At 67.9% G+C, this 21,194-nt stretch carries 23 protein-coding genes; 11 read left to right on the top strand and 12 right to left on the bottom strand.

All coding sequences use genetic code 11. The annotated features are described in order from the left end of the window. Positions 1-18 precede the first annotated feature (18 nt). The 3 genes from WDC82_RS03390 to WDC82_RS03380 all read left to right on the top strand — a co-directional run bounded on the left by WDC82_RS03390 (position 19) and on the right by WDC82_RS03380 (position 3,732). Entirely contained in the window at positions 19-576 is a 558-nt protein-coding gene (locus tag WDC82_RS03390; RefSeq protein ID WP_340115845.1) for a DUF3035 domain-containing protein, read from the top strand. A gap of 289 nt (positions 577-865) precedes the next feature. Then, the gene (locus WDC82_RS03385) at positions 866-2,242 is read left to right on the top strand and encodes a pitrilysin family protein (RefSeq protein ID WP_340115844.1); all 1,377 of its coding nucleotides are present in this window, start codon (positions 866-868) and stop codon (positions 2,240-2,242) included. Positions 2,243-2,322: 80 nt separating this feature from the next. Continuing rightward, complete coding sequence (locus WDC82_RS03380; protein ID WP_340116949.1) at positions 2,323-3,732, top strand: pitrilysin family protein; 1,410 nt, start codon at positions 2,323-2,325, stop codon at positions 3,730-3,732. Positions 3,733-3,744: 12 nt separating this feature from the next. Here WDC82_RS03380 and WDC82_RS03375 read toward each other — a convergent pair whose 3' ends face one another. Further along, entirely contained in the window at positions 3,745-4,122 is a 378-nt protein-coding gene (locus WDC82_RS03375; RefSeq protein WP_340115843.1) for a VOC family protein, read from the bottom strand. A 163-nt stretch (positions 4,123-4,285) separates the two neighbouring features. Between WDC82_RS03375 and WDC82_RS03370 the strand changes: the two genes are divergently transcribed. Beyond that, positions 4,286-4,432, top strand: a complete 147-nt coding sequence (locus WDC82_RS03370; RefSeq protein ID WP_340115842.1) for a hypothetical protein — start codon at positions 4,286-4,288, stop codon at positions 4,430-4,432. Positions 4,433-4,532: 100 nt separating this feature from the next. Continuing rightward, a complete protein-coding gene (gene mutL, locus WDC82_RS03365; protein ID WP_340115841.1) occupies positions 4,533-6,383 on the top strand; it encodes a DNA mismatch repair endonuclease MutL in 1,851 nt (616 codons plus the stop codon). A 7-nt stretch (positions 6,384-6,390) separates the two neighbouring features. On the opposite strand, the gene rsmD is transcribed toward mutL, so the two are convergent. The 4 genes from rsmD to WDC82_RS03345 all read right to left on the bottom strand — a co-directional run bounded on the left by rsmD (position 6,391) and on the right by WDC82_RS03345 (position 9,299). Continuing rightward, a complete protein-coding gene (gene rsmD / locus WDC82_RS03360; protein ID WP_340115840.1) occupies positions 6,391-6,951 on the bottom strand; it encodes a 16S rRNA (guanine(966)-N(2))-methyltransferase RsmD in 561 nt (186 codons plus the stop codon). Further along, positions 6,926-8,056: a pseudouridine synthase gene (locus WDC82_RS03355; protein ID WP_340115839.1), complete on the bottom strand. Its 1,131-nt coding sequence runs from the start codon at positions 8,054-8,056 to the stop codon at positions 6,926-6,928. Before WDC82_RS03355 ends, rsmD begins: the two co-directional genes overlap by 26 nt. An 11-nt stretch (positions 8,057-8,067) precedes the next feature. Continuing rightward, positions 8,068-8,793: a gamma-glutamyl-gamma-aminobutyrate hydrolase family protein gene (locus WDC82_RS03350; RefSeq protein ID WP_340115838.1), complete on the bottom strand. Its 726-nt coding sequence runs from the start codon at positions 8,791-8,793 to the stop codon at positions 8,068-8,070. Between the two features lie 62 nt (positions 8,794-8,855). Next, positions 8,856-9,299, bottom strand: coding sequence for a DUF3775 domain-containing protein (locus WDC82_RS03345; RefSeq protein WP_340115837.1), 444 nt, complete (start codon positions 9,297-9,299; stop codon positions 8,856-8,858). Between the two features lie 180 nt (positions 9,300-9,479). Here WDC82_RS03345 and WDC82_RS03340 point away from each other — a divergent pair, with 180 nt between their 5' ends. After that, positions 9,480-9,950 (top strand): nucleoside deaminase, encoded by a 471-nt coding sequence (locus tag WDC82_RS03340; RefSeq protein ID WP_340115836.1) that lies wholly within the window; start codon positions 9,480-9,482, stop codon positions 9,948-9,950. Between the two features lie 25 nt (positions 9,951-9,975). Continuing rightward, positions 9,976-10,320, top strand: a complete 345-nt coding sequence (locus WDC82_RS03335) for a DOPA 4,5-dioxygenase family protein (protein ID WP_340115835.1) — start codon at positions 9,976-9,978, stop codon at positions 10,318-10,320. A 4-nt stretch (positions 10,321-10,324) separates the two neighbouring features. On the opposite strand, the gene WDC82_RS03330 is transcribed toward WDC82_RS03335, so the two are convergent. Then, entirely contained in the window at positions 10,325-10,612 is a 288-nt protein-coding gene (locus WDC82_RS03330; RefSeq protein ID WP_340115834.1) for a TMEM165/GDT1 family protein, read from the bottom strand. 419 nt (positions 10,613-11,031) lie between these two features. Here WDC82_RS03330 and speD point away from each other — a divergent pair, with 419 nt between their 5' ends. Beyond that, positions 11,032-11,520: an adenosylmethionine decarboxylase gene (gene speD / locus WDC82_RS03325; RefSeq protein ID WP_340115833.1), complete on the top strand. Its 489-nt coding sequence runs from the start codon at positions 11,032-11,034 to the stop codon at positions 11,518-11,520. Then, entirely contained in the window at positions 11,517-12,365 is an 849-nt protein-coding gene (gene speE, locus WDC82_RS03320; protein ID WP_340115832.1) for a polyamine aminopropyltransferase, read from the top strand. Before speD ends, speE begins: the two co-directional genes overlap by 4 nt. 4 nt (positions 12,366-12,369) lie before the next feature. Here speE and WDC82_RS03315 read toward each other — a convergent pair whose 3' ends face one another. Beyond that, on the bottom strand, positions 12,370-12,894 hold the full coding sequence (locus tag WDC82_RS03315; RefSeq protein ID WP_340115831.1) for a GNAT family N-acetyltransferase: 525 nt from the start codon (positions 12,892-12,894) through the stop codon (positions 12,370-12,372). Between the two features lie 11 nt (positions 12,895-12,905). Then, positions 12,906-14,186: a phosphoribosylamine--glycine ligase gene (purD, locus tag WDC82_RS03310; protein WP_340115830.1), complete on the bottom strand. Its 1,281-nt coding sequence runs from the start codon at positions 14,184-14,186 to the stop codon at positions 12,906-12,908. An 87-nt stretch (positions 14,187-14,273) separates the two neighbouring features. Here purD and xseA point away from each other — a divergent pair, with 87 nt between their 5' ends. After that, positions 14,274-15,740, top strand: a complete 1,467-nt coding sequence (gene xseA, locus WDC82_RS03305) for an exodeoxyribonuclease VII large subunit (protein ID WP_340115829.1) — start codon at positions 14,274-14,276, stop codon at positions 15,738-15,740. A gap of 8 nt (positions 15,741-15,748) precedes the next feature. Continuing rightward, entirely contained in the window at positions 15,749-16,567 is an 819-nt protein-coding gene (locus WDC82_RS03300; RefSeq protein WP_340115828.1) for a M23 family metallopeptidase, read from the top strand. Position 16,568: 1 nt separating this feature from the next. Here WDC82_RS03300 and WDC82_RS03295 read toward each other — a convergent pair whose 3' ends face one another. The 4 genes from WDC82_RS03295 to WDC82_RS03280 are packed head-to-tail and all read right to left on the bottom strand — an operon-like array spanning position 16,569 to position 21,078. After that, on the bottom strand, positions 16,569-17,489 hold the full coding sequence (locus WDC82_RS03295) for a lauroyl acyltransferase (protein WP_340115827.1): 921 nt from the start codon (positions 17,487-17,489) through the stop codon (positions 16,569-16,571). Next, positions 17,486-18,475, bottom strand: coding sequence for a tetraacyldisaccharide 4'-kinase (gene lpxK, locus WDC82_RS03290; protein ID WP_340115826.1), 990 nt, complete (start codon positions 18,473-18,475; stop codon positions 17,486-17,488). Before lpxK ends, WDC82_RS03295 begins: the two co-directional genes overlap by 4 nt. Next, entirely contained in the window at positions 18,462-19,202 is a 741-nt protein-coding gene (locus tag WDC82_RS03285) for a lysophospholipid acyltransferase family protein (RefSeq protein ID WP_340115825.1), read from the bottom strand. The genes lpxK and WDC82_RS03285 overlap by 14 nt, the downstream gene beginning before the upstream one ends. Before the next feature lie 25 nt (positions 19,203-19,227). Then, on the bottom strand, positions 19,228-21,078 hold the full coding sequence (locus WDC82_RS03280) for an ABC transporter ATP-binding protein (protein ID WP_340115824.1): 1,851 nt from the start codon (positions 21,076-21,078) through the stop codon (positions 19,228-19,230). Positions 21,079-21,194: the final 116 nt, after the last annotated feature.

The raw sequence follows: 21,194 nt of genomic DNA, 5'->3' as shown, positions 1-21,194 counted from the left end.
TCTAAAATGGATCGTGCCATGACCGTGAGGCTTCTCATCATCGCCGGGCTGACGCTGGCGGTTTCCGCCTGCGGCGGCTTTCGCGAACAGTTGGGGCTGAACAAGCAGTCACCCGACGAATTCCGCGTCGTATCGCGCGCGCCGCTGACCCTGCCGCCGGACTACAGCCTGCGTCCGCCGGAGCCGGGCGCGCCGCGCCCGCAAGTCGGCACGCCGGCCCAGCAGGCCGAGCGCGCGGTCTTTGCCAACAGCCAGAACCCTGGCTTGCAGCAGCGAACCATCGTGCCGCGCACGGCCGGCGAGGCCGCGCTGCTGCAGGCCGCTGGCGCCACCGAGGCTGATCCCAACATCCGCCAGATCGTGAACCGCGAGACCAATCAGATCAACGAAGAGGCCGACTACTTCGTGGACAGCTTGGTGTTCTGGAACAACACCACCCCGGCCGGCACCGTCGTCGACCCGGTGGCGGAGACCCGCCGCCTGCAGGAGAACGCCGCCCTGGGCCAGCCGCCGACCACCGGCGCGACGCCGCAGATCGAGCGTCGTCGCAAGGCCCCGCTGGAAGGCCTGTTCTAAAACTGCCTCCGAGAATCTGTTCTACTTCAAATGGTTAGATCAGGTTCTCCGAGACGACGAATCGCTGAAACCGATCCCATTCGGCCCCGATCCGCCGAGGGCCGGAATCGTCGCGGCGCGCCGGTTCGCTGACCGGTCATTAACGATTGTTCACCATAATGCGACCGGGCCTCCGCTTGCGGGCGTCCGGTTTCGTGCCATATAGATGCTCAATAGAATCATTCTGGTTTAGCGGCAGGCCGTCTTTACAACGCTGGCGGCCTGAAACGCTGAAGGGAGGTCCTGAAAAATGGCAGACTCGCGCCGTCCTGTCCGGTTGCTTGCCCCTGTGTTCGCGGCATTGTCGGTTGTTCTTGCCGCGGCCTTCGGTCAGGCGGCGCAGGCGAGGGTTTTCGATCCCGTCAGCTTCACCTTGGCCAACGGCTTGCAGGTGGTCGTGGTTGAAAACCACCGCGCGCCCATCGTCTACCACTCGGTCTGGTACCGGGTCGGCGCCGCCGACGAGAAGGCCGGCGAGTCCGGCCTCGCCCATTTCCTCGAGCACCTCATGTTCAAGGGAACCGAGAACCTGGCGCCGGGCGAGTTCTCCGACATCATCGCCGCCAACGGCGGGCGCGAGAACGCCTTCACTTCCTGGGACTACACCGCTTACTACCAGACGGTCGCCGCCGACCGCCTGGAAATCATGATGAAGAACGAGGCCGACCGCATGGCCAATCTTCGGCTCACCGACGCGGTGGTGCTGCCGGAGCGCGAGGTTGTGCGTGAGGAGCGCCGCAGCCGCACCGACAACGAGCCGGCCAGCCAGCTCGGTGAGATCAGCCGCGCGGTGCAGTTCCTCAACCACCCCTACCGCATCCCCATCATCGGCTGGGACCACGAGATCGAGCAGCTCTCGACCGAGGCGGCCATCGCCTTCTATGACAAGTGGTACGCGCCGAACAACGCGATCCTCATCATCGCCGGCGACGTCGAACCCGAAGAGGTGCGTGTCCTGGCCGAGAAGTACTACGGTGTGATTCCGGCCAAGGACATCCCCGAGCGTCAGCGCGTCATCGAGCCGCCGCAGAACGCGCCGCGCGAGGTGCGCCTGACCAGCGCGCGCGTGCGCCAGCCGCAGGTCTCGATCAGCTATCTGGCGCCGAGCTACCGACAGGCCGCAGAGGACGGCGATCCTGCAGAGGCCTATGCGCTGCAGGTCGCCTCGGAGATCGTCGGCGGCGGTGCCACTGCGCGGCTCTACAGCCGGCTGGTGGTGGAGCAGGGTGTCGCCGGCAGCGCCGGGGCCGGCTACGGCGCGAACAACTACGACTACTCGACCTTCGAGTTCTACGTGGCGCCGCGCCCGGGCCAGGAGATCGAGCCCGCCGAGGCGGCGCTGCGCCAGGAGATCGCCAAGCTGCTGGAAAGCGGCGTGACGGAAGAAGAGGTGGCCGCCGCCAAGAAGCGCCTGGTCGCCGGTGCCGTCTTTGCCCGCGACAACCTCAGCACGGCGCCGCGCGTCATCGGAGCCGCGCTCACGACGGGCGGCAGCCTGGAACAGGTCGAGTCCTGGCCCGAGCGCATCGCCGAAGTAACGGCCGATCAGGTGAACGCGGCGCTGAAGGTGGTGCTGCGCGACGAGCAGTCGGTCACCAGCTACCTGCTGCCGGACCCGACCAGCTGACCAGCTGAGAGGTCCCGGCCGCCCCTGAATGCCGGACAAGGCTCCAGACTAAAGACCCAGCGAAAGGATCCGCCGTGGATATGCGCAGCGAGAAGAACAGGGTGGCTTCCCAGGCGGTTGCCCGTCGGGCATCCGGCACGTCGCCGCTGATGGCCTGGACCGTCGCCCTGCTGATCGCCCTGACGGCCTTGCTCACCGCGTTCCAGGCGCGCGCCGTGGAGGTCCAGCGCGTGGTCAGCCCCGGCGGCATCGAGGCCTGGCTGGTGGAGGACCACACCAACCCGATCATCGCGCTGGAACTGGCCTTTCGCGGCGGCGGGGCGTTGGATCCCGAGGACAAGGCAGGTCTTGCCTACATGGTTTCCAGCACCATTGACGAGGGCGCGGGCCCGCTCGATTCCCAGGCTTTCCAGGGCGAACTCGACAATCTTTCCATCAGCCTGAAGTTCGACGCCGGTCTGGACAGCTTCAGCGGTTCGCTGGAGACCCTCACCGAGAACCGCGACCGCGCCTTCGAACTGCTGCGCCTGGCGCTCACCGAGCCGCGTTTCGACGCGGAGCCGGTGGAGCGCATCCGCAGCCAGATCGTCGCCAGCCTGTCGCGCCAGTCGGAAGACCCGGACTATATCGCCAGCCGCGTGCTGCGCCGCCTGATGTACGGCGAGCATCCTTATGCGCGCCCGGCCAACGGCACCGAGGCCTCCATCGCCCGCATCACCGCCGACGACCTGCGCAGCTTTGTGCAGCAGCGTTTCGGTCGAGACCGGCTGTTTGTCGGGGTGGTCGGCGACATCACGCCGGACGAATTGGCCAAGGCGCTGGACGACACCTTCGGCATGCTGCCGGAGAAGGCGGCGCCCTTCAGCATCCCCGCCGTCGAGGCGGCGAACGGCGGCGAAACCGTCGTCATCGCCAAGCCGATCCCGCAGTCGGTGGTCGCCCTGGGGCAGGACGGCATCCGCCGCGACGATCCCGACTACTACGCCGCCTACGTGGTGAATTACATCCTGGGCGGCGGCGGCTTCGCCTCGCGCCTCGTCGAGGAGGTGCGCGAGAAGCGCGGCCTCGCCTATTCGGTCTATTCCTATCTGGCCCCCTTCGATCACGGCTCGATGATCTATGCCGGCACCGCGACCCAGAACGCCCGTGTCGGCGAGTCCCTCGACCTCATCCGGCAGGAGTGGCGCCGCATGGCCGAGGACGGCCCGACGGCTGAGGAACTCGACGACGCCAAGCGCTATCTCACCGGTTCCTTCCCGCTGCGCTTCTCCAGCTCCGCCAACATCGCCGGCATGCTGGTCGGCATGCAGATGGAAGATCTCGGCATCGACTACCTGGAAAAGCGCAACGACTACGTCGAGGCGGTGACACTTGACGACGCCAAGCGCGTCGCCAAGCGGCTCTACCGGCCCGACGCGCTGACCGTGGTGGTGGTCGGTGCGCCGGACGGCGTCACCCCCACCCGCGACGCCCCCGGCGACGGAACTTGAGGGCGCGCGCCTCTACGTCTCGCCCGGATAGCTGCTGACCTCGACAAGATTGCCGTCGGGATCGTTGAAATAGACCGAGACGATGGTCCCGACGGCACCTGTCTTCCCAATAGGTCCTTCGACGATCTCCACCCCTTCGGCCTGCAGGTGGGCGACCACCTGCTCCGGCGGCCACTCGGTGATCAGGCAGAGGTCGCCGGACCCGATGCCGGCATAGTTGCGGGTCTCCATCCCCAGGGTCTGCAGGTTGATCTTCTGCTGCCCGAATTTCAGCGCCCGGCGGCCGCCGGCGAAGGTCACCGCCTCCATCTTCAAAACCCGGGAGTAGAAGGCCACCGCGCGCTCAATGTCGCGCACGGTTAGTACGACGTGGTCGATACGGGTGATCATGGGGATGGCCTCGTGAGTCGGCATTACGAGCCACTATACACCGCCGCTCCAAGGAACATCCGCCTATCGCTGGCCTTTCCCGGAACCCTGCCGGTGCCGCCGCTGTTTTTCGGATAAGCGCGAAACGCGTGTTGTATGTGAACCCCGAACCCGGGAGGAAGACATGGCACAGGAACCGGATAAGCGCGATCAGGACAAGTATGCCCAAGAATCCTTCAGCTTCCGGCGCATGAAGGGCTGGCAGCTATGGGGCATTACGGTTGTTGCCGTGGTGGTGGTGGCCGTGGTGCTATCCTACGGCATCGCCTAAGCGGTTGAGGTCCGGCGGTCGAGTCGGGCAGGGCGGCGGCTTTCCGCGACTCCGGCGGGTCTGCTAAGCTTCGGCAGCCCAACCGGAGATCCCAGTATTCATGCCGATTCGCCGCCTGCCGGAAACCCTGGTGAACCAGATCGCCGCCGGCGAGGTGGTGGAGCGTCCGGCCGCCGCGGTGAAGGAACTGGTCGAGAACGCCCTCGACGCCGGGGCGCGCCATATCGACGTGATGCTGCGCGACGGCGGGCGGGCGCTCATTGCCGTCACCGACGACGGCTGCGGCATGACCCCGGAGGAACTCACCCTCGCTGTGGAGCGTCACGCCACCTCCAAGCTGCCTGATGACGACCTGGTTCATATCGCCTCGCTCGGTTTCCGCGGCGAGGCGCTGCCCTCCATCGGCGCCGTCGCACGCCTCGCGGTGACCAGCCGCCCGGCCGGGGCGGATGAGGCCTGGAGCCTCGCGGTCGAAGGCGGAAAGCTGGGCCGGCCGCAGCCGGCGGCGCACCCCAAGGGCACCCGCGTCGAGGTGCGCGACCTCTTCTTCGCGACGCCGGCGCGCCTCAAGTTCCTGAAGGCGGCGCGCACCGAGGTTTCCCACGCGCAGGACACGGTGAACCGCCTCGCCATGGCGCACCCCCACGTCGGCTTCACCCTCTCCGACGGTGAGCGCAAGCTGGTCAGCTTGGCGCCTGCCGAGGACGAACTCTTCGAGGGCCGCCTCAGGCGCCTTTCATCCCTTATGGGCCGCGACTTCGCCGACAACGCGCTGCCGATCGACGCGATGCGAGAGGGGATCAGGCTGACCGGCTACGTCGGCCTGCCGACCCTCAATCGTGGCAATGCGCAGCACCAGTACCTCTTCGTGAACGGCCGCCCGGTGCGCGACAAGCTGCTGTACGGCGCCATCCGTGGCGCCTACCAGGATTTCCTCGCCCGCGACCGCCATCCGCTGGTCGCCCTGTTCGTGGAACTGCCGCCGGAGGAAGTCGACGTGAACGTGCACCCGGCCAAGGCGGAGGTGCGCTTTCGCGATCCCGGGCTGGTGCGCGGCCTCATCGTCTCGGCGACCAAGCACGCCCTCGCCCAGGCAGGGCACCGCGCCTCCACCACAGTGTCGGAGAGCGCCTTGGGGGCCTTCCGCCCGCAGACGGCGCCGGCGAACTATCAGTCGGGCTGGGGCAGCCAGCGGACTTTCCTGCCGCGCGGCCTCGCCGAGGCGACGGCCACCTATGCCGCGCCGCTGCACGACACCTGGGGCCAGCCGCAGGGCGCAGGGACGTTGCCCGGACTGGACGCCGCGCCGGCGGCGGTGGCTGCCGCCGTGCAGGCAGTGGCGCGGGAGGCTTCCGACCCGGAGGCTCAGCGCTATCCGCTCGGCGCAGCACGCGCGCAGGTGCACGGCACCTACGTAGTGGCACAGACGGCCGACGGCATCGTCATCGTTGACCAGCACGCCGCCCACGAGCGCCTGGTCTACGAGCGCATGAAGCAGCAGCTCGGCGAGCGCGGCGTGCAGCGCCAGATGCTGCTGCTGCCCGAGGTGGTCGAACTCGACGAGCCGGCGGCCCAGCGCGTCGCCGAGCGCGCCGAGGAACTGGAAGAACTGGGCCTGGTGGTGGAGGCTTTCGGCTCCGGCGCCGTGGTGGTGCGCGAGGTGCCGGCGCTGCTGGGCGACGTCGACGTGCACGGCCTCATCCGCGATCTCGCCGACGAGCTGGCCGAACTGGGTGAGGCGCTGGCGCTCAAAGAAAAATTGGAGCACGTCTGCGGCACCATGGCCTGCCACGGCTCGGTGCGCGCAGGACGCCTCCTCAACGTGAACGAGATGAACGCGCTGCTGCGCCAGATGGAGGCGACGCCCCACAGCGGCCAGTGCAACCATGGCCGTCCAACCTACGTCGAACTGAAGCTCGCCGACATCGAGAAGCTGTTCGGCCGGCGGTGAACGCAGCTCAGTCTGCGTATTTCAGGAACACCAGCTTGGCCTTGCCGTATTTGCGGGCGTCGATCTCGCTGAAGCCTTCGGGCGTCTCGAACGCCTCGTTCTTCATCATCTCGACGCATACCAACGTGCCCGGCGCGATCCAGCCGGCCTTCACCAGGCTCGTCAGCGCCTTTTCCGCGAAGCCCTGGTTGTAGGGCGGATCGAGAAAGACGAGGTCGCAGGGCGCCGGCGCCGGGCGTGGGTGCAGCACGTCGCAGGCGATGAGCTCGGCGCGTTCGCCTTCACCGAGATTCTTGATATTGGCGCGGCAGATTTCGATGGCCGGCGCATAGTTCTCCATGAAGACCGCATGCGCCGCGCCGCGCGAGAGGGCCTCCAGGCCCAAGGCGCCGGTGCCGGCGAAGGCGTCCAGCACGCGCGCATCGGCGAGGCGGTGCCCGTCGCTCAGCTTGCCGCTCACCAGGATGTTGAACAGTGCCTCGCGGGTGCGGTCCGCGGTTGGCCGCACGGCGAGGTCGTCCGGCGTCTTGAGGCTGCGGCCCCTATGACGGCCGGCGACGATTCGCATGACTCTTGGGTGTTGTTGCCGAGCGGCCGGCGGGCCGTTTGGCCGATGCTTTCTTCACCGTCGGCTTTATGACGCGTTTCTTGGCCGCGAATTTCTTGGCAGCGGGCTTCGGGGTCGCCGGCATTTGCGGCGCGGCTTTCGCAGCGACGGCTTTCTTCGGAGCGGCCTTCTTCGGGGCCTTGCGGGCCGCTGCCTTTTTCTCGGCGGCGGCCTTGCGCTGCGCGGCCTCGGCCTTAGGGCTGCGCCGCTGGCGTTTTTCGCGCGGCTCGCCTGTCTCGGCGGCTTCGCGCTGGTGCTTGAAGCCGCGCTTGGAGCCCGGCCGATTCGCCTTCGGCTTGGCCTTGGCGAAGCCCTTGCGGTGCTGCTTCTTTTCCTTCGGCTCCAGGCCGAGGGCCTGGCGCAGGCGTTTGGGATCGACCTCTTCCAGCGACCGCTTGGGCAGGGTGCCGAGGGTGAAGGGCCCGTAGGCGATGCGGATGAGGCGGTTCACGTAGAGGCCGAGGTGGGCGCAGATCTTGCGCACCTCGCGGTTCTTGCCCTCCTTCAGGGCGAAAGTCAGCCAGGCATTGGCGCCGACCTGGCGGTCGAGGGTCGCCTCGACCGGGCCGTAGTCGACGCCGTCCACCGTGATGCCCTTGGCCAGCGCCGCCAGGCGGTCGGGATGCACGGTGCCATGGGCGCGTACGCGGTACTTGCGCTGCCAGCCGCTGGAGGGCAGTTCGAGCTGCCGCTTCAGCCCGCCGTCGTTGGTGAGCAGCAACAGGCCCTCGGAGTTGATGTCGAGGCGCCCCACCGCCTGCAGGCGCGGCAGGCCGGCGGGCAGGCGGTCGAACACCGTGAGGCGGCCTTGGGGATCGCGCTCGGTGGTGATCTCGCCCCTCGGCTTGTGGTAGCGGAAGAGGCGCGGCGCCTCGGCGGCGGGCAGTGCCTCGCCGTCGACCTCGATGCGGCTGGCGACGGTCACCGTCGCGGCCGGGCTGGTCAGTACCTTGCCGTCGACCTTCACGCGGCCGGCGAGGATCCAGGCCTCGGCATCGCGCCGCGAGCACAGCCCCGCACGGGCGATGACCTTGGCGACGCGTTCGCCTTTCTCGATTTCACTCATGCTGCTTCCTTTTACGCCGCCGCGGCGACGAAAGCCTTGAAGATGGCGCTGTCGCCGGGGCTGACGGCGAATTCCGGGTGCCACTGCACACCCAGGCAGAAGCGGTAGCCGGGCGCCTCGATGCCTTCGATGACGCCGTCGGGTGCCACCGCGTTCACCACCACCCCGGGTCCCACGCCCTTCACCGCCTGGTGGTGTGCCGAGTTCACCGGCAGCTCGGCGGCGCGGCAGATCGATTTCAGCAGGCCGGCGGCGGTGATCGCCACCGGATGGCCGGCCTCGTGGCGGGGGTTGGGCTGCTCGTGCGCCAGGGCGTTCTCCACCTCGTCGGGGATGTGCTGGATCAGCGTGCCGCCCAGCACCACGTTCAGCAGCTGCTGACCGCCGCAGATGCCGAGCAGCGGCAGGTCGCGCTCCAGCGCGCCGCGGGTGACCGCGGCCTCGAAGGCAGTGCGGCGGTCCTTGGTGCGCACCGTCTCATGGCGTGTGTTGGCGCCGAACAAGGCGGGATCGAGGTCGAAGGCGCCGCCGGTGACGAGCAGGGCGTCGATGCGCTCCAGGTAGGCCTCGGCCTTGTCCGGTTCGTGCGGCAGCAGGATGGGCAGACCACCCGCCTCGGCCACCGCGGCGCAGTAATTCTCGCGCACGGCATACCAAGGATACTTCGACCAGCCGCCGGCCGGTTCGGAGTCCAAGGTGATGCCCACAACGGGCAGGGAGGAAGATCGGCTCGCCATGGCCGCAATCTAGGCGCGCCGGGTCGCCGCCACAACCTGGGAATGGGCGAGGGAGGCGCCGCCTAGACCGGGATCTCGTAGTCCTCGAGGGTGTAGCCCAGGGCGACGAATCCCTCTTCCAGCATGTCACCCAAGAGCGGCATGCCCAGGAGATACTTTGAGGTCGAGCCGACGCGGCGCTCGCGGGCGGCTTCCAGGGCCTCCTCCCACTCCTCCACGGCAAAGTCACCGCGCCCGATCCAGGTCATCGCCACCAGTTCGACCTGTTCATCCACATTCAGCTCGTTGATAACGGCGGCGATTTCCTCGGCAACCGGGTCGTCGCCGTAGTCCTCCAGCGCGTCGTGGTCCTCGTCCTCGCCCGGCTGCGAGATCTCGTCGCGGTCGGCGGGCGCGACCTTTGCGTCGAAGGCGCGCGCCTTGGCGATCAGGAAAGCGACCGTGCCGGGGTCGATTTCCAGGGCGATCTCAGGGGTATCGGGATCGGCTTCTTGCCTGGCTACCATGGGCTTCGTTCCTTCCATGCCTCACTCTGTGACATCGTCGCCGGCAGCTGTTCTGCCGCTTTTCCAATCTAAAAGATTAAGGGCCAGCCGGTTGCCCGACATTGACTTAAAGCAATCGCCCCTTACCGCCAAACGCCCACCCTTGACCGCGGTTCCCGTGGCGGGCAGGCTCCGCGCGCCATGACCCAGACGGCTGCCACACCCCGCCCCGACTACATGGCCGAGGCTCTGGCCGAGGCCCGCCTCGCCGCTACGGCCGGCGAGGTCCCGGTTGGTGCCGTTCTGGTCGATGCCACCAGCGGCGAAATCCTCGCCCGAGCGCACAACCGGGTGGAGCGCGACGCCGACCCGACCGCCCATGCCGAGCTGCTGGCGATCCGCGCCGCGGCCTCGGGCAGCGGCCTGAAGCGCCTCACCGAGGCCGATCTCTACGTGACGCTGGAGCCTTGCCCCATGTGCGCCCAGGCGATCGCCTTCGCCCGGTTGCGCCGGGTGATCTTCGGCGCTTACGATCCCAAGGGGGGCGGCGTCGACCACGGGCCGCGCATCTTCCAGCAGCCGACCTGCCATCACCGCCCGGAGGTGGTCGGCGGCGTGCAGGAGCAGGCCTGCGGCGCCCTGCTGCGCGACTTCTTCCAGGCCCGCCGTTGAGGGGCCCGCCGTTGAGAGGAATGGCATGACACCGCGCGAAATCGGCGCCATCACGGACTACCACGCCCACGTTTACTACGATGCCGAGTCGAAGCCGGCGGCCGAGGCGCTGCGCGCAGCAATCGAGGCCCAGTTCGACGTGCGGCTGGGGCGCTGGCACGATCGCCCGATCGGCCCGCATCCGCGATGGAGCTATCAGGTCGCCTTCGCGCCCGAAATCTTTGCGACGCTGGTGCCCTGGCTGGCGCTTAACCGCGGCGGCCTGACGGTCTTCGTGCATCCCAACACCGGTGATGCACTGCCCGACCACCGCGATCACGCGATCTGGCTTGGCGACAAGGCGGCGTTGAACTTCGCGGCGCTGGAATAAACTCTTACGCTGTCGGCACGGACTTCATGTGATCCCAGATGGTCCACAGGCCGAGGACGACGAAGCCGGCGCCGGCGATGAGCTTCAGCGGCAGGACGGCGAGGTAGCGCTCGGCAGCGACCCCTAGGGCGACGGCACAGGCGGTCGACAGCACCAGGGCGGCGGCGGCGGCGAGAAACACCGTGAAGGCCGGCGTCTCCTTGCCGGCGGCAAAGAGGACGGTGGCCAGTTGGGTCTTGTCGCCCAGTTCCGCCAGGAAGACGGTCGCGAAGATGGCAAGGATTTGGGACATTTTTCTTGATCTCTCCGGAGCCGGCTTTCAACGCTACGGCGCACCGCGCGGGCCGGCTCCTTATTGCCCCGCGGAACGCCGTAGGTCTCGCCAAATCCAAAGGATCTCTCCGCACCACGTCCCGAGCGTTGCACGCCGGCACAAGTCTGTTGATGCGGAGCCTCGTAGATCACAGAGTGTGAAATCGAGGCGGCTACTCCCCTACGAACCGCTGATGTGATAGGCGATCCCGCTGCCGAATGCAAGAATCCGCGTGCCACAGGGTTAACGGGCGGCGCGGAAAACTGCGCCTCCTGCGCTTGCGCATTGATTTATCAAGACTAAAGACCAATTTTTCCTTGCGTCGAGGGGGCAAAAGACGCGACAACGCGCGCCTCAGTTTTTTGCTGGGTCAATCTGCTGGTTGCGTTGGAGGACCGATGGCACGCACACGCGCCCTCTTCCAACTGGGGATCGACTTGGACGAGAACCCAAGCGCCTCCAAAACGGAAGAACACATCACCGCCGCTCACCCGACCTTAGAGGACGAGGAGCGCAAGGATTTCTTTATCGAGCGTGACGGCGAGCGTTTCGCCGGCACGCATCTGATCGTCGACCTGTGGGGCGCCGAGCGGATCGACGATCTCTCCTACGTCGAAGATACTCTGCGTGAATGCGTTGATGCCGCCGAGGCGACGCTGCTGCATATCCACCTGCACCACTTCACGCCCAACGACGGCATCTCCGGTGTCGCGGTGCTGGCGGAATCCCATATCTCGATCCACTCCTGGCCGGAGTCGGGCTACGCCGCACTCGATATCTTCATGTGCGGGGGGGCCAAGCCGCATCGCGCCGTGGCGGTGCTGCGCGACCGCTTCAAGCCGGACCACGTCGCGGTGACGGAGCACCGGCGGGGCAGCGGCCTGTGAGCCGCTGGATCGAGGAGTCGCTGCACGCCGATTTCCGCACCGCGCTGAAGGCCGACAAAATCCTCTACGACAGCGAGACAGACAAGCAACGCCTCGTGCTGTTCGAGAACGCGACCTTCGGTCGCGTGCTGACGCTGGACGGCGTCGTGCAGACGACTGAAGGCGATGAGTACATCTACCACGAGATGCTGGCCCACCTGCCGGTCCTTGCGCACGGCGCGGCGAAGAAGGTGCTGATCGTGGGCGGCGGCGACGGCGGCCTGCTGGAAGAGGTGCTGAAGCATTCCGGCATCGAGAAGGTGACTCAGGTGGAGATCGACGCCGGCGTGGTCGATTTCTCACGGCAGTATCTGTCCTCGATCTGCAAGGCCGCCTACGACGATCCGCGCCTCGACCTGGTGATCGCCGACGGCCTCGATTTCGTCGCGCAGTGCGCGGAGCGCTACGACGTCGTTCTCGTCGACTCGACCGATCCGATCGGCCCCGGCGAAGTGCTGTTCAGCGAAACCTTCTATGGCAAGGCGAAGGATTGCCTGACGCCGGGCGGTATTCTTGTCACCCAGAATGGCGTGCCTTTCCTGCAGGGCGACGAGCTCAAGAACACGATGCGCGCCTTCAAGGCGCTCTTCGCCGATGCCGCCTGCTACCTGGCGACGGTGCCGAGCTACACCGGCGGCCCGATGGCCTTCGGCTGGGGCAGCGGCGATGCGGCAAAGCGGCGGGTCGACCTTGCGACGCTGAAGCGGCGCTACAAGGCCTCAGGCATCACGACGCGCTATTACAATCCGGCGGTCCATCAAGCCGCCTTTGCCCTGCCGAACTACATCGCGGAGCTGGCTGGGTAAGGAGCTACTTCAGCCGCTCCAGCAAGACGACCGGCGAGCCCTTGAACTCCGTCTCGGCGAAGGGCGTGAAGCCGCATTTCTCGGCGACGCGTAACGAGGCCGCGTGATCGGGCGAGATCATGCAGACGCAGCGCGTCATGGCGATGTTCGCTTCGCCCCAGGCCAGGACGGTCTCCACCGCTTCGGTGGCGTAGCCCTTGCCGTGGAAGGCGGGCGACAGCACCCAGCCGGCTTCGGGCATACCGTCGAAACGCGGTCCGAGGCCGCGCTTGAAGTCGGCGAGGCCGACCTGGCCGACGAAACAGCCGCTTCCCCGCTCCTCCACCGCCCAGTAGCCGAAACCCTGCAAGGCCCAGTGGCCGGCGCTGTTCAGCAGTCGCATCCAGCTGTCGGACGCGCTTGAGACCGAGCCGGTAATATGGCGCACCACCTCTGGATCACCCCACAGTGCAGTGAGATGGTCGAAGTCATCGCGGGTATGGCCGCGCAGCCGCAGCCGCTTGGTGGTGAGGTTGGGGACGTCGCGCACGTGCTAGCAGCTCAGCCGCGCGCAATGGCACGCCAGCCGATATCGCGGCGGCAAAAGCCACCCGGCCAGTCGATCTTGTCGACGGCGACGTAGGCACGCGCCTGAGCCTCCTTGATGGTCGGCGCCATGGCGGTGACGTTCAATACCCGCCCGCCGGTCGCGAGCAGCGCGCCGGCCTCGCCGCGCTTCGTTCCGGCGTGGAACACCTTCACGTCGTCGGAGTTGCCCGGCGCGACGTCGAGGCCGCGGATCTCGGTGCCTTTTTCGTAGGATCCTGGATAGCCCTTGGCGGCCATGACCACGGTCAGCGCCGCCTCGTCGTACCAGCGCAGGTCGAAGGACGACAGTACGCCGTCGGCGCTGGCGATGAGGGCCGGCAGCAGGTCGGACATCAGGCGCATGAGGATCACTTGGCACTCCGGATCGCCGAAGCGCACGTTGTACTCGATCAACTCGGGGCCTTTTTTGGTGATCATCAGCCCGGCGTAGAGTACCCCCTTGAAGGGGCAGCCCTCGGCCTGCATCGCCTTGACGGTGGGCTCGATGATCTCGGCCATGGTGCGGTCGATGAGCGCCCGGGTCATCACCGGCGCCGGCGAATAGGCGCCCATGCCGCCGGTGTTGGGCCCCTCGTCGCCGTCGTAGGCGCGCTTATGGTCCTGCGCGGTCACCAGGGGCAGGGCGGTCTCGCCGTCGACCAGGGCGAAGAAGCTCGCCTCCTCGCCTTCCAGGAAGGCCTCGACGACCAGTTCGGCGCCGGCCGCGCCGAAGGCGCCGCCCGCCATGGCCTCGTCGATGGCCGCCAGGGCCTCGGCCTCGGTCATGGCGACGGTGACGCCCTTGCCGGCGGCCAGGCCGTCGGCCTTCACCACGATGGGCGCACCCTGGTCGCGCACGTAGGCCTTGGCGGCCTCGGCGTCGGTGAAGCGGGCGTAGGCGGCGGTCGGGATGTCGTATTTCGCACAGAGGTCCTTGGTGAACCCCTTGGAGCCTTCCAGCCGCGCGGCGGCGGCAGAGGGGCCGAAGGCCTTCACGCCGATTTCGGCGAGGCGGTCGACCAGGCCCAGCACCAGGGCGCCTTCCGGGCCGACCACCACGAAGTCGATGGCCTCCTTCTGGGCGAAGGCGACCAGAGCGTCGACGTCCTCGGCGCCGATGGGCACGCACTCGGCCTCCTCGGCGATGCCGGCGTTGCCCGGCGCGCAGTAGAGCTTGTGGCAGAGGGGAGAGGCCGCGATGGTCCAGCACAGCGCGTGCTCGCGCCCGCCGCCGCCCACAACCAGTACCTTCATGCTGCTTTCGTCCCCATTATCCTCAGGAAATCCGTCTCTCCGCCATGGCTTGCACGGCGGCGCTCTTGTAGCATAGCGGGCAGTGACATGAGCGATTTTTATCCAGATTCGGGCCCCGGCGACGCCGGCCTCACAGGGAACGTGCCGGAGTTTTCCGTCTCGGAAATCTCCATGGCCGTCAAGCGCACCCTCGAGGGCACCTTCGAGCGGGTGCGCGTGCGCGGCGAGATTTCCGGTTTCAAGCGCGCCGCTTCCGGCCACCTCTACATGGCGCTGAAGGACGAGAACGCGGTCCTCGATGCCGTGTGCTGGCGCGGCAACGCCGGCCGTCTCGCCATCGCGCCGGAGGACGGCATGGAAGTGATCGCCGTCGGGCGCATCACCAGCTATCCGGGCCGCTCCAAGTACCAGATCGTCGTGGAGTCGCTGGAACTGGCCGGCGAGGGTGCCCTCCTGAAGCTGCTGGAGGACCGCCGCCGCAAGCTGGCCGAGGAAGGTCTCTTCGACGAGTCGCGCAAGCGGGCGCTGCCGTTCCTGCCGGACGTCATCGGCGTGGTCACTTCGCCGACCGGCGCGGTCATCCGCGACATCCTGCACCGCCTGGCCGACCGCTTCCCGCGCCGCGTGCTGGTGTGGCCGGTGCTGGTGCAGGGCGAGGGTGCGGCCGCGCAGGTCGCCGCCGCCATCCGTGGCTTCAACGCCTTTGCCGAAGGGGGAAAGCTCCCGCGCCCGGATCTGCTGATTGTCGCGCGTGGCGGCGGATCGCTGGAGGATCTCTGGGCCTTCAACGAGGAAGTCGTGGTGCGCGCCGCCGCCGAATCGGCGATCCCGCTGATCTCCGCCGTCGGCCACGAGACCGATACCACCCTCATCGACTACGCCGCCGACCGCCGTGCGCCGACGCCGACCGCGGCCGCGGAGATGGCGGTGCCGGTGCGCCGCGAGCTTCTCATCCAGACCGGCGAGTTGGAGCGCCGCCTGCTGGGGGCTGCCACCCGCATGGTGACGGAGCGCCGCGAGCGCCTGGACGGCCTGGGCCGCGGCCTCGTCGACCCCAAGCGCCTGCTGGAGGACATGAGCCAGCGCCTGGACGAGCGTGCCGAGCGTTTGCGGAACTGCTGGAACGCCTTCATCAAGGAACGTCAGGGCCGCGTCGACCACCTGCGCGCCAGCCTGCCGCATCCGCGCCAGCTGCTGGCGGTGAAGGCGGAGCAACTCTCCAGCCCTGCGGCGCGGCTCGACTATATCCGTCCGCGGCTCTTGTCCGACCGGGCCCGCGAGATCGACGGTCTTAACCGGGTGTTAGAGAGCGTCTCATACAAAAAGGTGCTGCAGCGCGGTTATGCCGTGGTGCGCGGGCCGCAGGGTGCCATCACCAGGCCGGACGGCGTCACGCCGGGCCTGGCGCTCGAACTGGAGTTCGCCACCGGTCGGGCCGCGGCCACTGGCGGCGCCGACCAGCCGGTGTCGAGCGCGCCGCCGCAACCCGCGCCGAAGCCGGCGGCAGGCAGGAAAAAGGCGTCTTCGGACGACCCACAGGGCTCGCTGTTATGAACGGGACTATGATCCGCACCCTTGCTGCCGCTGTTTTCTGTTTCGCCGCCATGCAAGCGCAGGCGGCAGAGGTGATGCTGAAGGGCAGCTTCACCCAGGGCGGCTTGGTCTTCGGCCAGGCGGTGCCGGGCGCGACCGCCAGCCTGGACGGCAGACCGCTGCGCCTGACCTCGGATGGCCGCTTCATCTTCGGCTTCGGACGCGAGGCGGCGCCGACCGCCACGTTGAGCGTGACCGCGCCGGACGGTTCGGTGGAGACTCGCGCGCTGGAGATCGCGCAGCGCGACTACGACATCCAGCGCATCGACGGCATCCAGAAAGACTACGTGAGCCCGCCCGAGGAAGTGCTGGCGCGCATTCGCGCCGATGCCGCGGCGGCGGCCAAGGCGCGCGAGGCCGACCGCCCGGAGACCGACTTCGACTCGGGCTTCATCTGGCCGGCCCAGGGGCCTATCTCCGGCGTCTACGGTTCCCAGCGCATCCTCAACGGCGAGCCGCGCCAGCCGCATTACGGCGTCGACATCGCCGGACCCGTCGGCACGCCGGTGATGGCGCCGGCCGACGGCGTGGTCACTCTCGCCCATCCCGAGATGTATTTCTCCGGTGCCACCCTCATCATGGATCACGGCCACGGCCTGTCGTCGTCCTTCCTGCACCTGGACAAGATCCTGGTGACGGAAGGCCAGCGGGTGAAGCAGGGCGAGGTGGTGGCGCTGATGGGCAAGTCGGGCCGCGTCACCGGTGCGCACCTCGACTGGCGCATGAACTGGCACGACGAGCGCATCGATCCCGCGCTGCTGGTGCCGCCGATGCCGAAGACCGAGTAGGCTACGGCCGGTCCCACCGGCGGTGCAGCCACAGCCAGTCGCCGGGGCGCTGGCGGACCCAGCGCTCGATGATGCGGTTCACCTCGGTCATCATCGCCTTGGCTTCCTCCTGCCGGTCGCCCAGGCGGGGAACGGCGACCGGCTCTTCCAGGGTGATGCGGAAGCGTGCGCCGCCGAGGCGCTCAAGGTGTACCGGCACGATCGGCAGGTCCTTGTCGATGGCCAGCTTGGCGATGCCGAGGGTGGTGCGCGCCGGGTGTCCGAACAGCGGCAGGGCAACGCCCTGGCTGGTGCGCTGGTCGACCAGGACGCCGAGGTTGAGTCCCTGATCGAGCAGCTTCACGGTCTGGCGGCCGCCTTCGATGCCCTTGGGCACCTTCCCCCAATTGCCGGTGGGCCTTTCGCGGAAGTACAGCAGAATGCGCTGGATGAAGGGGTTGTTCACCGGGCGCGAGACCACGGTGAGGTTGAGGCCGTGGTTATAGGCGACGATCGGCATCAGCTCGAAATTCGCCATGTGGGCGGAAAAGCCGATGAAGGGCTTGCCGCCCTGCTGCACACCGACCATGCGCTCGGCATGCAGCACCTCGACGCGACCCGAGGCGGGATCGGCGATGGTGCCGAGATGCGGATACTCGGCGATCATGCGGCCGAGGTTGTCCCACATGCTGGCCACGACGACCCTGCGCTCGGCCTCCGGCATCTCCGGGAAGGCGATGGCCAGGTGTTTCATTGCGCGCCGGCTGGTCGAAAGGCGGGTGCCGATCTGGCGCGTCAGCCAGCCGCCGAGACCGGAGGCCCAGTCGACCGGCAGCAGCCAGAAGAAGCCCATGAGCAGAGCCTGCAGCAGCGCCTCGGCGGCATGGCGGAACGACCGCAGCGCCTTGCGCCAGGGTTGGTGCTTGTGAGCCCAGCCGGTCATGAAACCGCCGTCCTTTTGGGTTTTTCGGCAAGCCCCTCCAGCAGGCGGAGCAGGGCGTCCTTGTCCTCCCACACCAGGGTGACGTCAAGCACGGCAATGTCGGGCGACAGCAGCGCGCCAAGCCGTGCGGCGTCCTTGGCGGTGGTGACGAGCTGCGCCTTCGCGGCGGCGGCGGCACGACGCAAGCGCGCCAGCATCGCGGCATCGTAGGGCTGGTGGTCGGCGAAGGCCTCGCTGCCGGCGACCTCGGCGCCCAGGGCGCGAAGCGTGTCGAAAAACTTCTCCGGCCGGCCGATGCCGGCGAAAGCGAAGACGCGCCGGCCCGCGAGGCGGCGGTCCCGCGGCTCCAGGCATGCGCGCAGCACCGGCCGCCCCGCGAAGCGCTGGTGCTCCGTCTCGCCGAGGGCCCTGTCCCCGATCAGCACCACCGCGTCGGCGCGGGCAAGGCCGCTCTCGACCGTCTCGCGCAACGGCCCGGCCGGCATCACCCGGCCGTTGCCGAAACCGTAGGCGGCATCGACCACCAGCAGCGACAGGTCCTTCTTCAGGCTGGCATTCTGGAAGCCGTCGTCCATGACGAGGGCACCGGCGCCTTCCTCGACCGCTTCCTTGGCGCCGTCGACGCGGTCGCGCGCGACCCAGGTGGTGGCGGTTGCCGCCAGCAGCAGCGCTTCGTCACCCACCTTGCGGGCGTCGTGGCGTTCCGGGTCGACGCGCAGCGGCCCGGCCGTCGAGCCGCCGTAGCCGCGGGTCAGCGCCACCGGCCGCAGGCCGCGCTCCGCGAGGATCGCCAGCAGGGACAGCACCACCGGGGTCTTGCCGGCGCCGCCGGCGACCAGGTTGCCGACGCAGATCACCGGTACCGGGGACCGCCACGGCCTGGTGAGGGCGCGGCGCAGGATGCCGGCGCCGTGGTAGGCGAGGCCGAGTGGGCCCAGCAGGCGGGCGGTCAGGCCGTCGTGGCGCCAGAATTCAGGCGCGCGCATGGCCGGTGCCGCGGTGCAGGGAGTCAGTGGGGGCCGCCTTGATTTCCTCCTGGCCGAGCGTGCGCTCGGCGGCATTGGTGAGATCGTTGAGGCTGTCCTCGGCGGCCTGGCGGCAGCGCTCCTGCACCGCGTCGTCAGCGTCGCGCGGCACGTAGACCGGGGGGCCGAAGTGAATGACCGCGCGCGCGAAGGGCAGTGGCACGCAGAAGCGGTCCCAGGTGTCGAAAACCTTGCGCGGCCGGGCGCTGCCGGTCAGCGCCACCAGCGGCGCACCGGTCATCTGCGCCGCCTTCACCGCGCCGGCTTTGAAGCGCATGCGGGGGCCTTTCGGGCCGTCGGGTGTAATCACGACGGTAATGCCCTGGTCGAGCAGCCGGCTCATACCGCGCAAGGCGGTGACCCCGCCACGCCGGCTGGAGCCCGACACCGTGTCGTAGCCGCCGAAGGATTTGGCGCCACGGGCGATCAGCTGGCCATCGCGATGGCCGGAGGCCAGCACGCCGAGGCGCTCGGGCGGCTTCGCCCAGCCGCCGGAGAGGAAGAACATACGGCCGTGCCACAGGCAGAGGATGACCGGCTTCCCGTCATCGAGCAGCGCCTGGGTTTCCGGATGGATGTCGCGACGCCAGCGCACCGTGAGGTGGAACAGCCACATCATGGCCGCGACGCCGCCGCCGAGCAGCCGCTGCACCGGTTCCGATCTGATCGCGTTGGAGAACAGCTTCATCTGCGTGGAAGACCGCTGCGGCCGCTTAGGCCTGGATGCGGAGGTCTTTGGCAGGCTCTTTAGAGGCGCCGTCCTCCTGCTCGGCGAACTGCAGGGCATAGAGCCGCGCGTAGTGGCCGCCGCGCGCCAGCAGTTCGGTATGGCTGCCGCGCTCGATGATCCGGCCGTCCTCGATGACATAGATGAGGTCGGCGTCGACCACGGTCGAGAGGCGGTGGGCGATGACGAAGGTTGTGCGTCCGCTCATCAGCTGATTGAGGGCCCGCTGCACGTGGCGTTCGGACTCGCTGTCGAGGGCCGAGGTCGCCTCGTCGAGCAGCAGGATCGGCGCGTCCTTCAGCATCGCCCGCGCGATGGCGATGCGCTGGCGCTGACCGCCGGAGAGGTTCGAACCGCGCGGGCCGACCTGGGTTTCGTAGCCCTCGGCGAAGCCGGAGATGAAATCATGTGCACCGGCCATGCGCGCCGCCTCTTCGATGGCTGCGTCGCTGGCGCCGGGGCGGCCGTAGGCGATGTTGGCGCGCACCGTGTCGTCGAACAGCAGGATCTCCTGGCTGACCAGGGCGATGGCATGGCGCAGCGAGTCGAGCGTGACGTGGCGCAGATCCTGGCCGTCGATGGTGACGCGGCCCTGCTCCGGGTCGTAGAAGCGCGGGATGAGGTTCAGGATGGTCGACTTGCCGGCGCCGGAGGGGCCGACCAGCGCCACCGTCTTGCCGCCGGGCGCCTCCAGGCTGATGCCGTGCAGCGCTGCCTTGGCGCCATCGTAAGAGAAATGCACGCCGGAAAAGCGTACCTCGCCGACCTCTATTTTCAGCGGCTTGGCGTCAGGCGCGTCAACGATCTGCGGCGGCAGGTCGAGCAGCGCGAAAACACGCTGCGCGGCGGCGAGGCCGTTCTGCAGCATGGCGTTCAGCTTGCTCAGTCGCTTCAAGGGTTCGTAGGCGAGCAGCAGCGCGAAAATGAAAGTGAAGAGCGAGCCTGCGTCGCGGTCGCCGCTGATCACTTCGCTGCCGCCGTAGAGGATGACCGCCGCGATGGCGAAGCCGCCGAGCGCCTCCATCACCGGATGGATGATGTTGCTGACCCGCGCCGATTTCTGATTGAGTCGAAAGACTTCCTCGATGGCATCGTCGGCGCGCTTCGATTCATAGCGCTCCATGACGTAGGCCTTCACGTGGCGGATACCCTGGAAAGCCTCGTCCAACAGCGTGGTGAGGCGCCCGACCTGCACCTGGTTCTTGCCGGAGACCTTGCGCATGGATCGCCCGATGCGCACCGACGGCAGGATCGCCAGCGGCAGGATCACCGTGGTGATCAGCGCCAGCAGCCAGTCCTCCGCGAACATGACGCCGATCAGGAAGATCGCCGTCAGGCTGTCCTTACCGATGGCCGTCAGGGTGTTGGAGGCCATGTTGCGCAGCAGGTTCACGTCGTTGATGAAGTGAGAGATCAGTGTGCCCGGCGCGTTGTGGTGGAAGAACGCCAGGTCGGCGCCGACCAGCTTGTCGAACAGCTGCTGCTGGATCCTGGCGACGACGCGGTGGCCGACATAGCTCATCAGCACCGCCTGGCTGTACGCGGCAAAGCCGCGCAGCGTGAAGACGGCAATGGTGGCCAGCGCGATGGGATAGAGCAGCGTGGATTCTTTGTTGATGAAGATCTCGTTCACCACCGGCTTGATCAGCTGGGTGAAGGCCGCGGTGGTGCCGGCGACGATGCCCATGCCCAAGAGGGCGAGGGCGATGCGGCCCTTGTGCCGGGCGACGTAGTCGCGCACAAGGCGGCGGACCAGCACCTTTGTGTGCTCGTCGCGCAGATCGACTTTCTGTTTGGAAGCGCGGGGCTCTTTGGAAATGTGGGGTTTGTCCGACAAATCGTCCGGGGGCCCTTTAAGAGGCGCCGTCAGCCGTTGATGAAGACCGCAGTTTACCATGCAGCCTGCTTGGGCGTCACGCGGCCAAAAGCCGCCTTTTCCGGGGCTTCCAGGGC

Source organism: Pelagibius sp. 7325 (assembly GCF_037652055.1).
Classification (GTDB): domain Bacteria; phylum Pseudomonadota; class Alphaproteobacteria; order Kiloniellales; family Kiloniellaceae; genus Pelagibius.
This window is presented reverse-complemented; position numbering and strand designations above follow the sequence as displayed.

Bases quoted from the DNA above. Each gene is read 5' to 3' on its own strand.
- WDC82_RS03350 (WP_340115838.1), bottom strand. From the start codon at position 8,793: ATGGCGAGCCGATCTTCCTCCCTGCCCGTTGTGGGCATCACCTTGGAC.
- WDC82_RS03300 (WP_340115828.1), top strand. From the start codon at position 15,749: ATGATCCGCACCCTTGCTGCCGCTGTTTTCTGTTTCGCCGCCATGCAA.
- WDC82_RS03345 (WP_340115837.1), bottom strand. From the start codon at position 9,299: ATGGTAGCCAGGCAAGAAGCCGATCCCGATACCCCTGAGATCGCCCTG.
- speD (WP_340115833.1), top strand. From the start codon at position 11,032: ATGGCACGCACACGCGCCCTCTTCCAACTGGGGATCGACTTGGACGAG.
- lpxK (WP_340115826.1), bottom strand. From the start codon at position 18,475: ATGCGCGCGCCTGAATTCTGGCGCCACGACGGCCTGACCGCCCGCCTG.
- WDC82_RS03380 (WP_340116949.1), top strand. From the start codon at position 2,323: ATGCGCAGCGAGAAGAACAGGGTGGCTTCCCAGGCGGTTGCCCGTCGG.
- mutL (WP_340115841.1), top strand. From the start codon at position 4,533: ATGCCGATTCGCCGCCTGCCGGAAACCCTGGTGAACCAGATCGCCGCC.
- WDC82_RS03340 (WP_340115836.1), top strand. From the start codon at position 9,480: ATGACCCAGACGGCTGCCACACCCCGCCCCGACTACATGGCCGAGGCT.
- xseA (WP_340115829.1), top strand. From the start codon at position 14,274: ATGAGCGATTTTTATCCAGATTCGGGCCCCGGCGACGCCGGCCTCACA.
- WDC82_RS03335 (WP_340115835.1), top strand. From the start codon at position 9,976: ATGACACCGCGCGAAATCGGCGCCATCACGGACTACCACGCCCACGTT.
- WDC82_RS03330 (WP_340115834.1), bottom strand. From the start codon at position 10,612: ATGTCCCAAATCCTTGCCATCTTCGCGACCGTCTTCCTGGCGGAACTG.
- WDC82_RS03295 (WP_340115827.1), bottom strand. From the start codon at position 17,489: ATGACCGGCTGGGCTCACAAGCACCAACCCTGGCGCAAGGCGCTGCGG.
- WDC82_RS03370 (WP_340115842.1), top strand. From the start codon at position 4,286: ATGGCACAGGAACCGGATAAGCGCGATCAGGACAAGTATGCCCAAGAA.
- WDC82_RS03355 (WP_340115839.1), bottom strand. From the start codon at position 8,056: ATGAGTGAAATCGAGAAAGGCGAACGCGTCGCCAAGGTCATCGCCCGT.
- WDC82_RS03285 (WP_340115825.1), bottom strand. From the start codon at position 19,202: ATGAAGCTGTTCTCCAACGCGATCAGATCGGAACCGGTGCAGCGGCTG.
- WDC82_RS03385 (WP_340115844.1), top strand. From the start codon at position 866: ATGGCAGACTCGCGCCGTCCTGTCCGGTTGCTTGCCCCTGTGTTCGCG.
- rsmD (WP_340115840.1), bottom strand. From the start codon at position 6,951: ATGCGAATCGTCGCCGGCCGTCATAGGGGCCGCAGCCTCAAGACGCCG.
- WDC82_RS03375 (WP_340115843.1), bottom strand. From the start codon at position 4,122: ATGATCACCCGTATCGACCACGTCGTACTAACCGTGCGCGACATTGAG.
- purD (WP_340115830.1), bottom strand. From the start codon at position 14,186: ATGAAGGTACTGGTTGTGGGCGGCGGCGGGCGCGAGCACGCGCTGTGC.
- WDC82_RS03390 (WP_340115845.1), top strand. From the start codon at position 19: ATGACCGTGAGGCTTCTCATCATCGCCGGGCTGACGCTGGCGGTTTCC.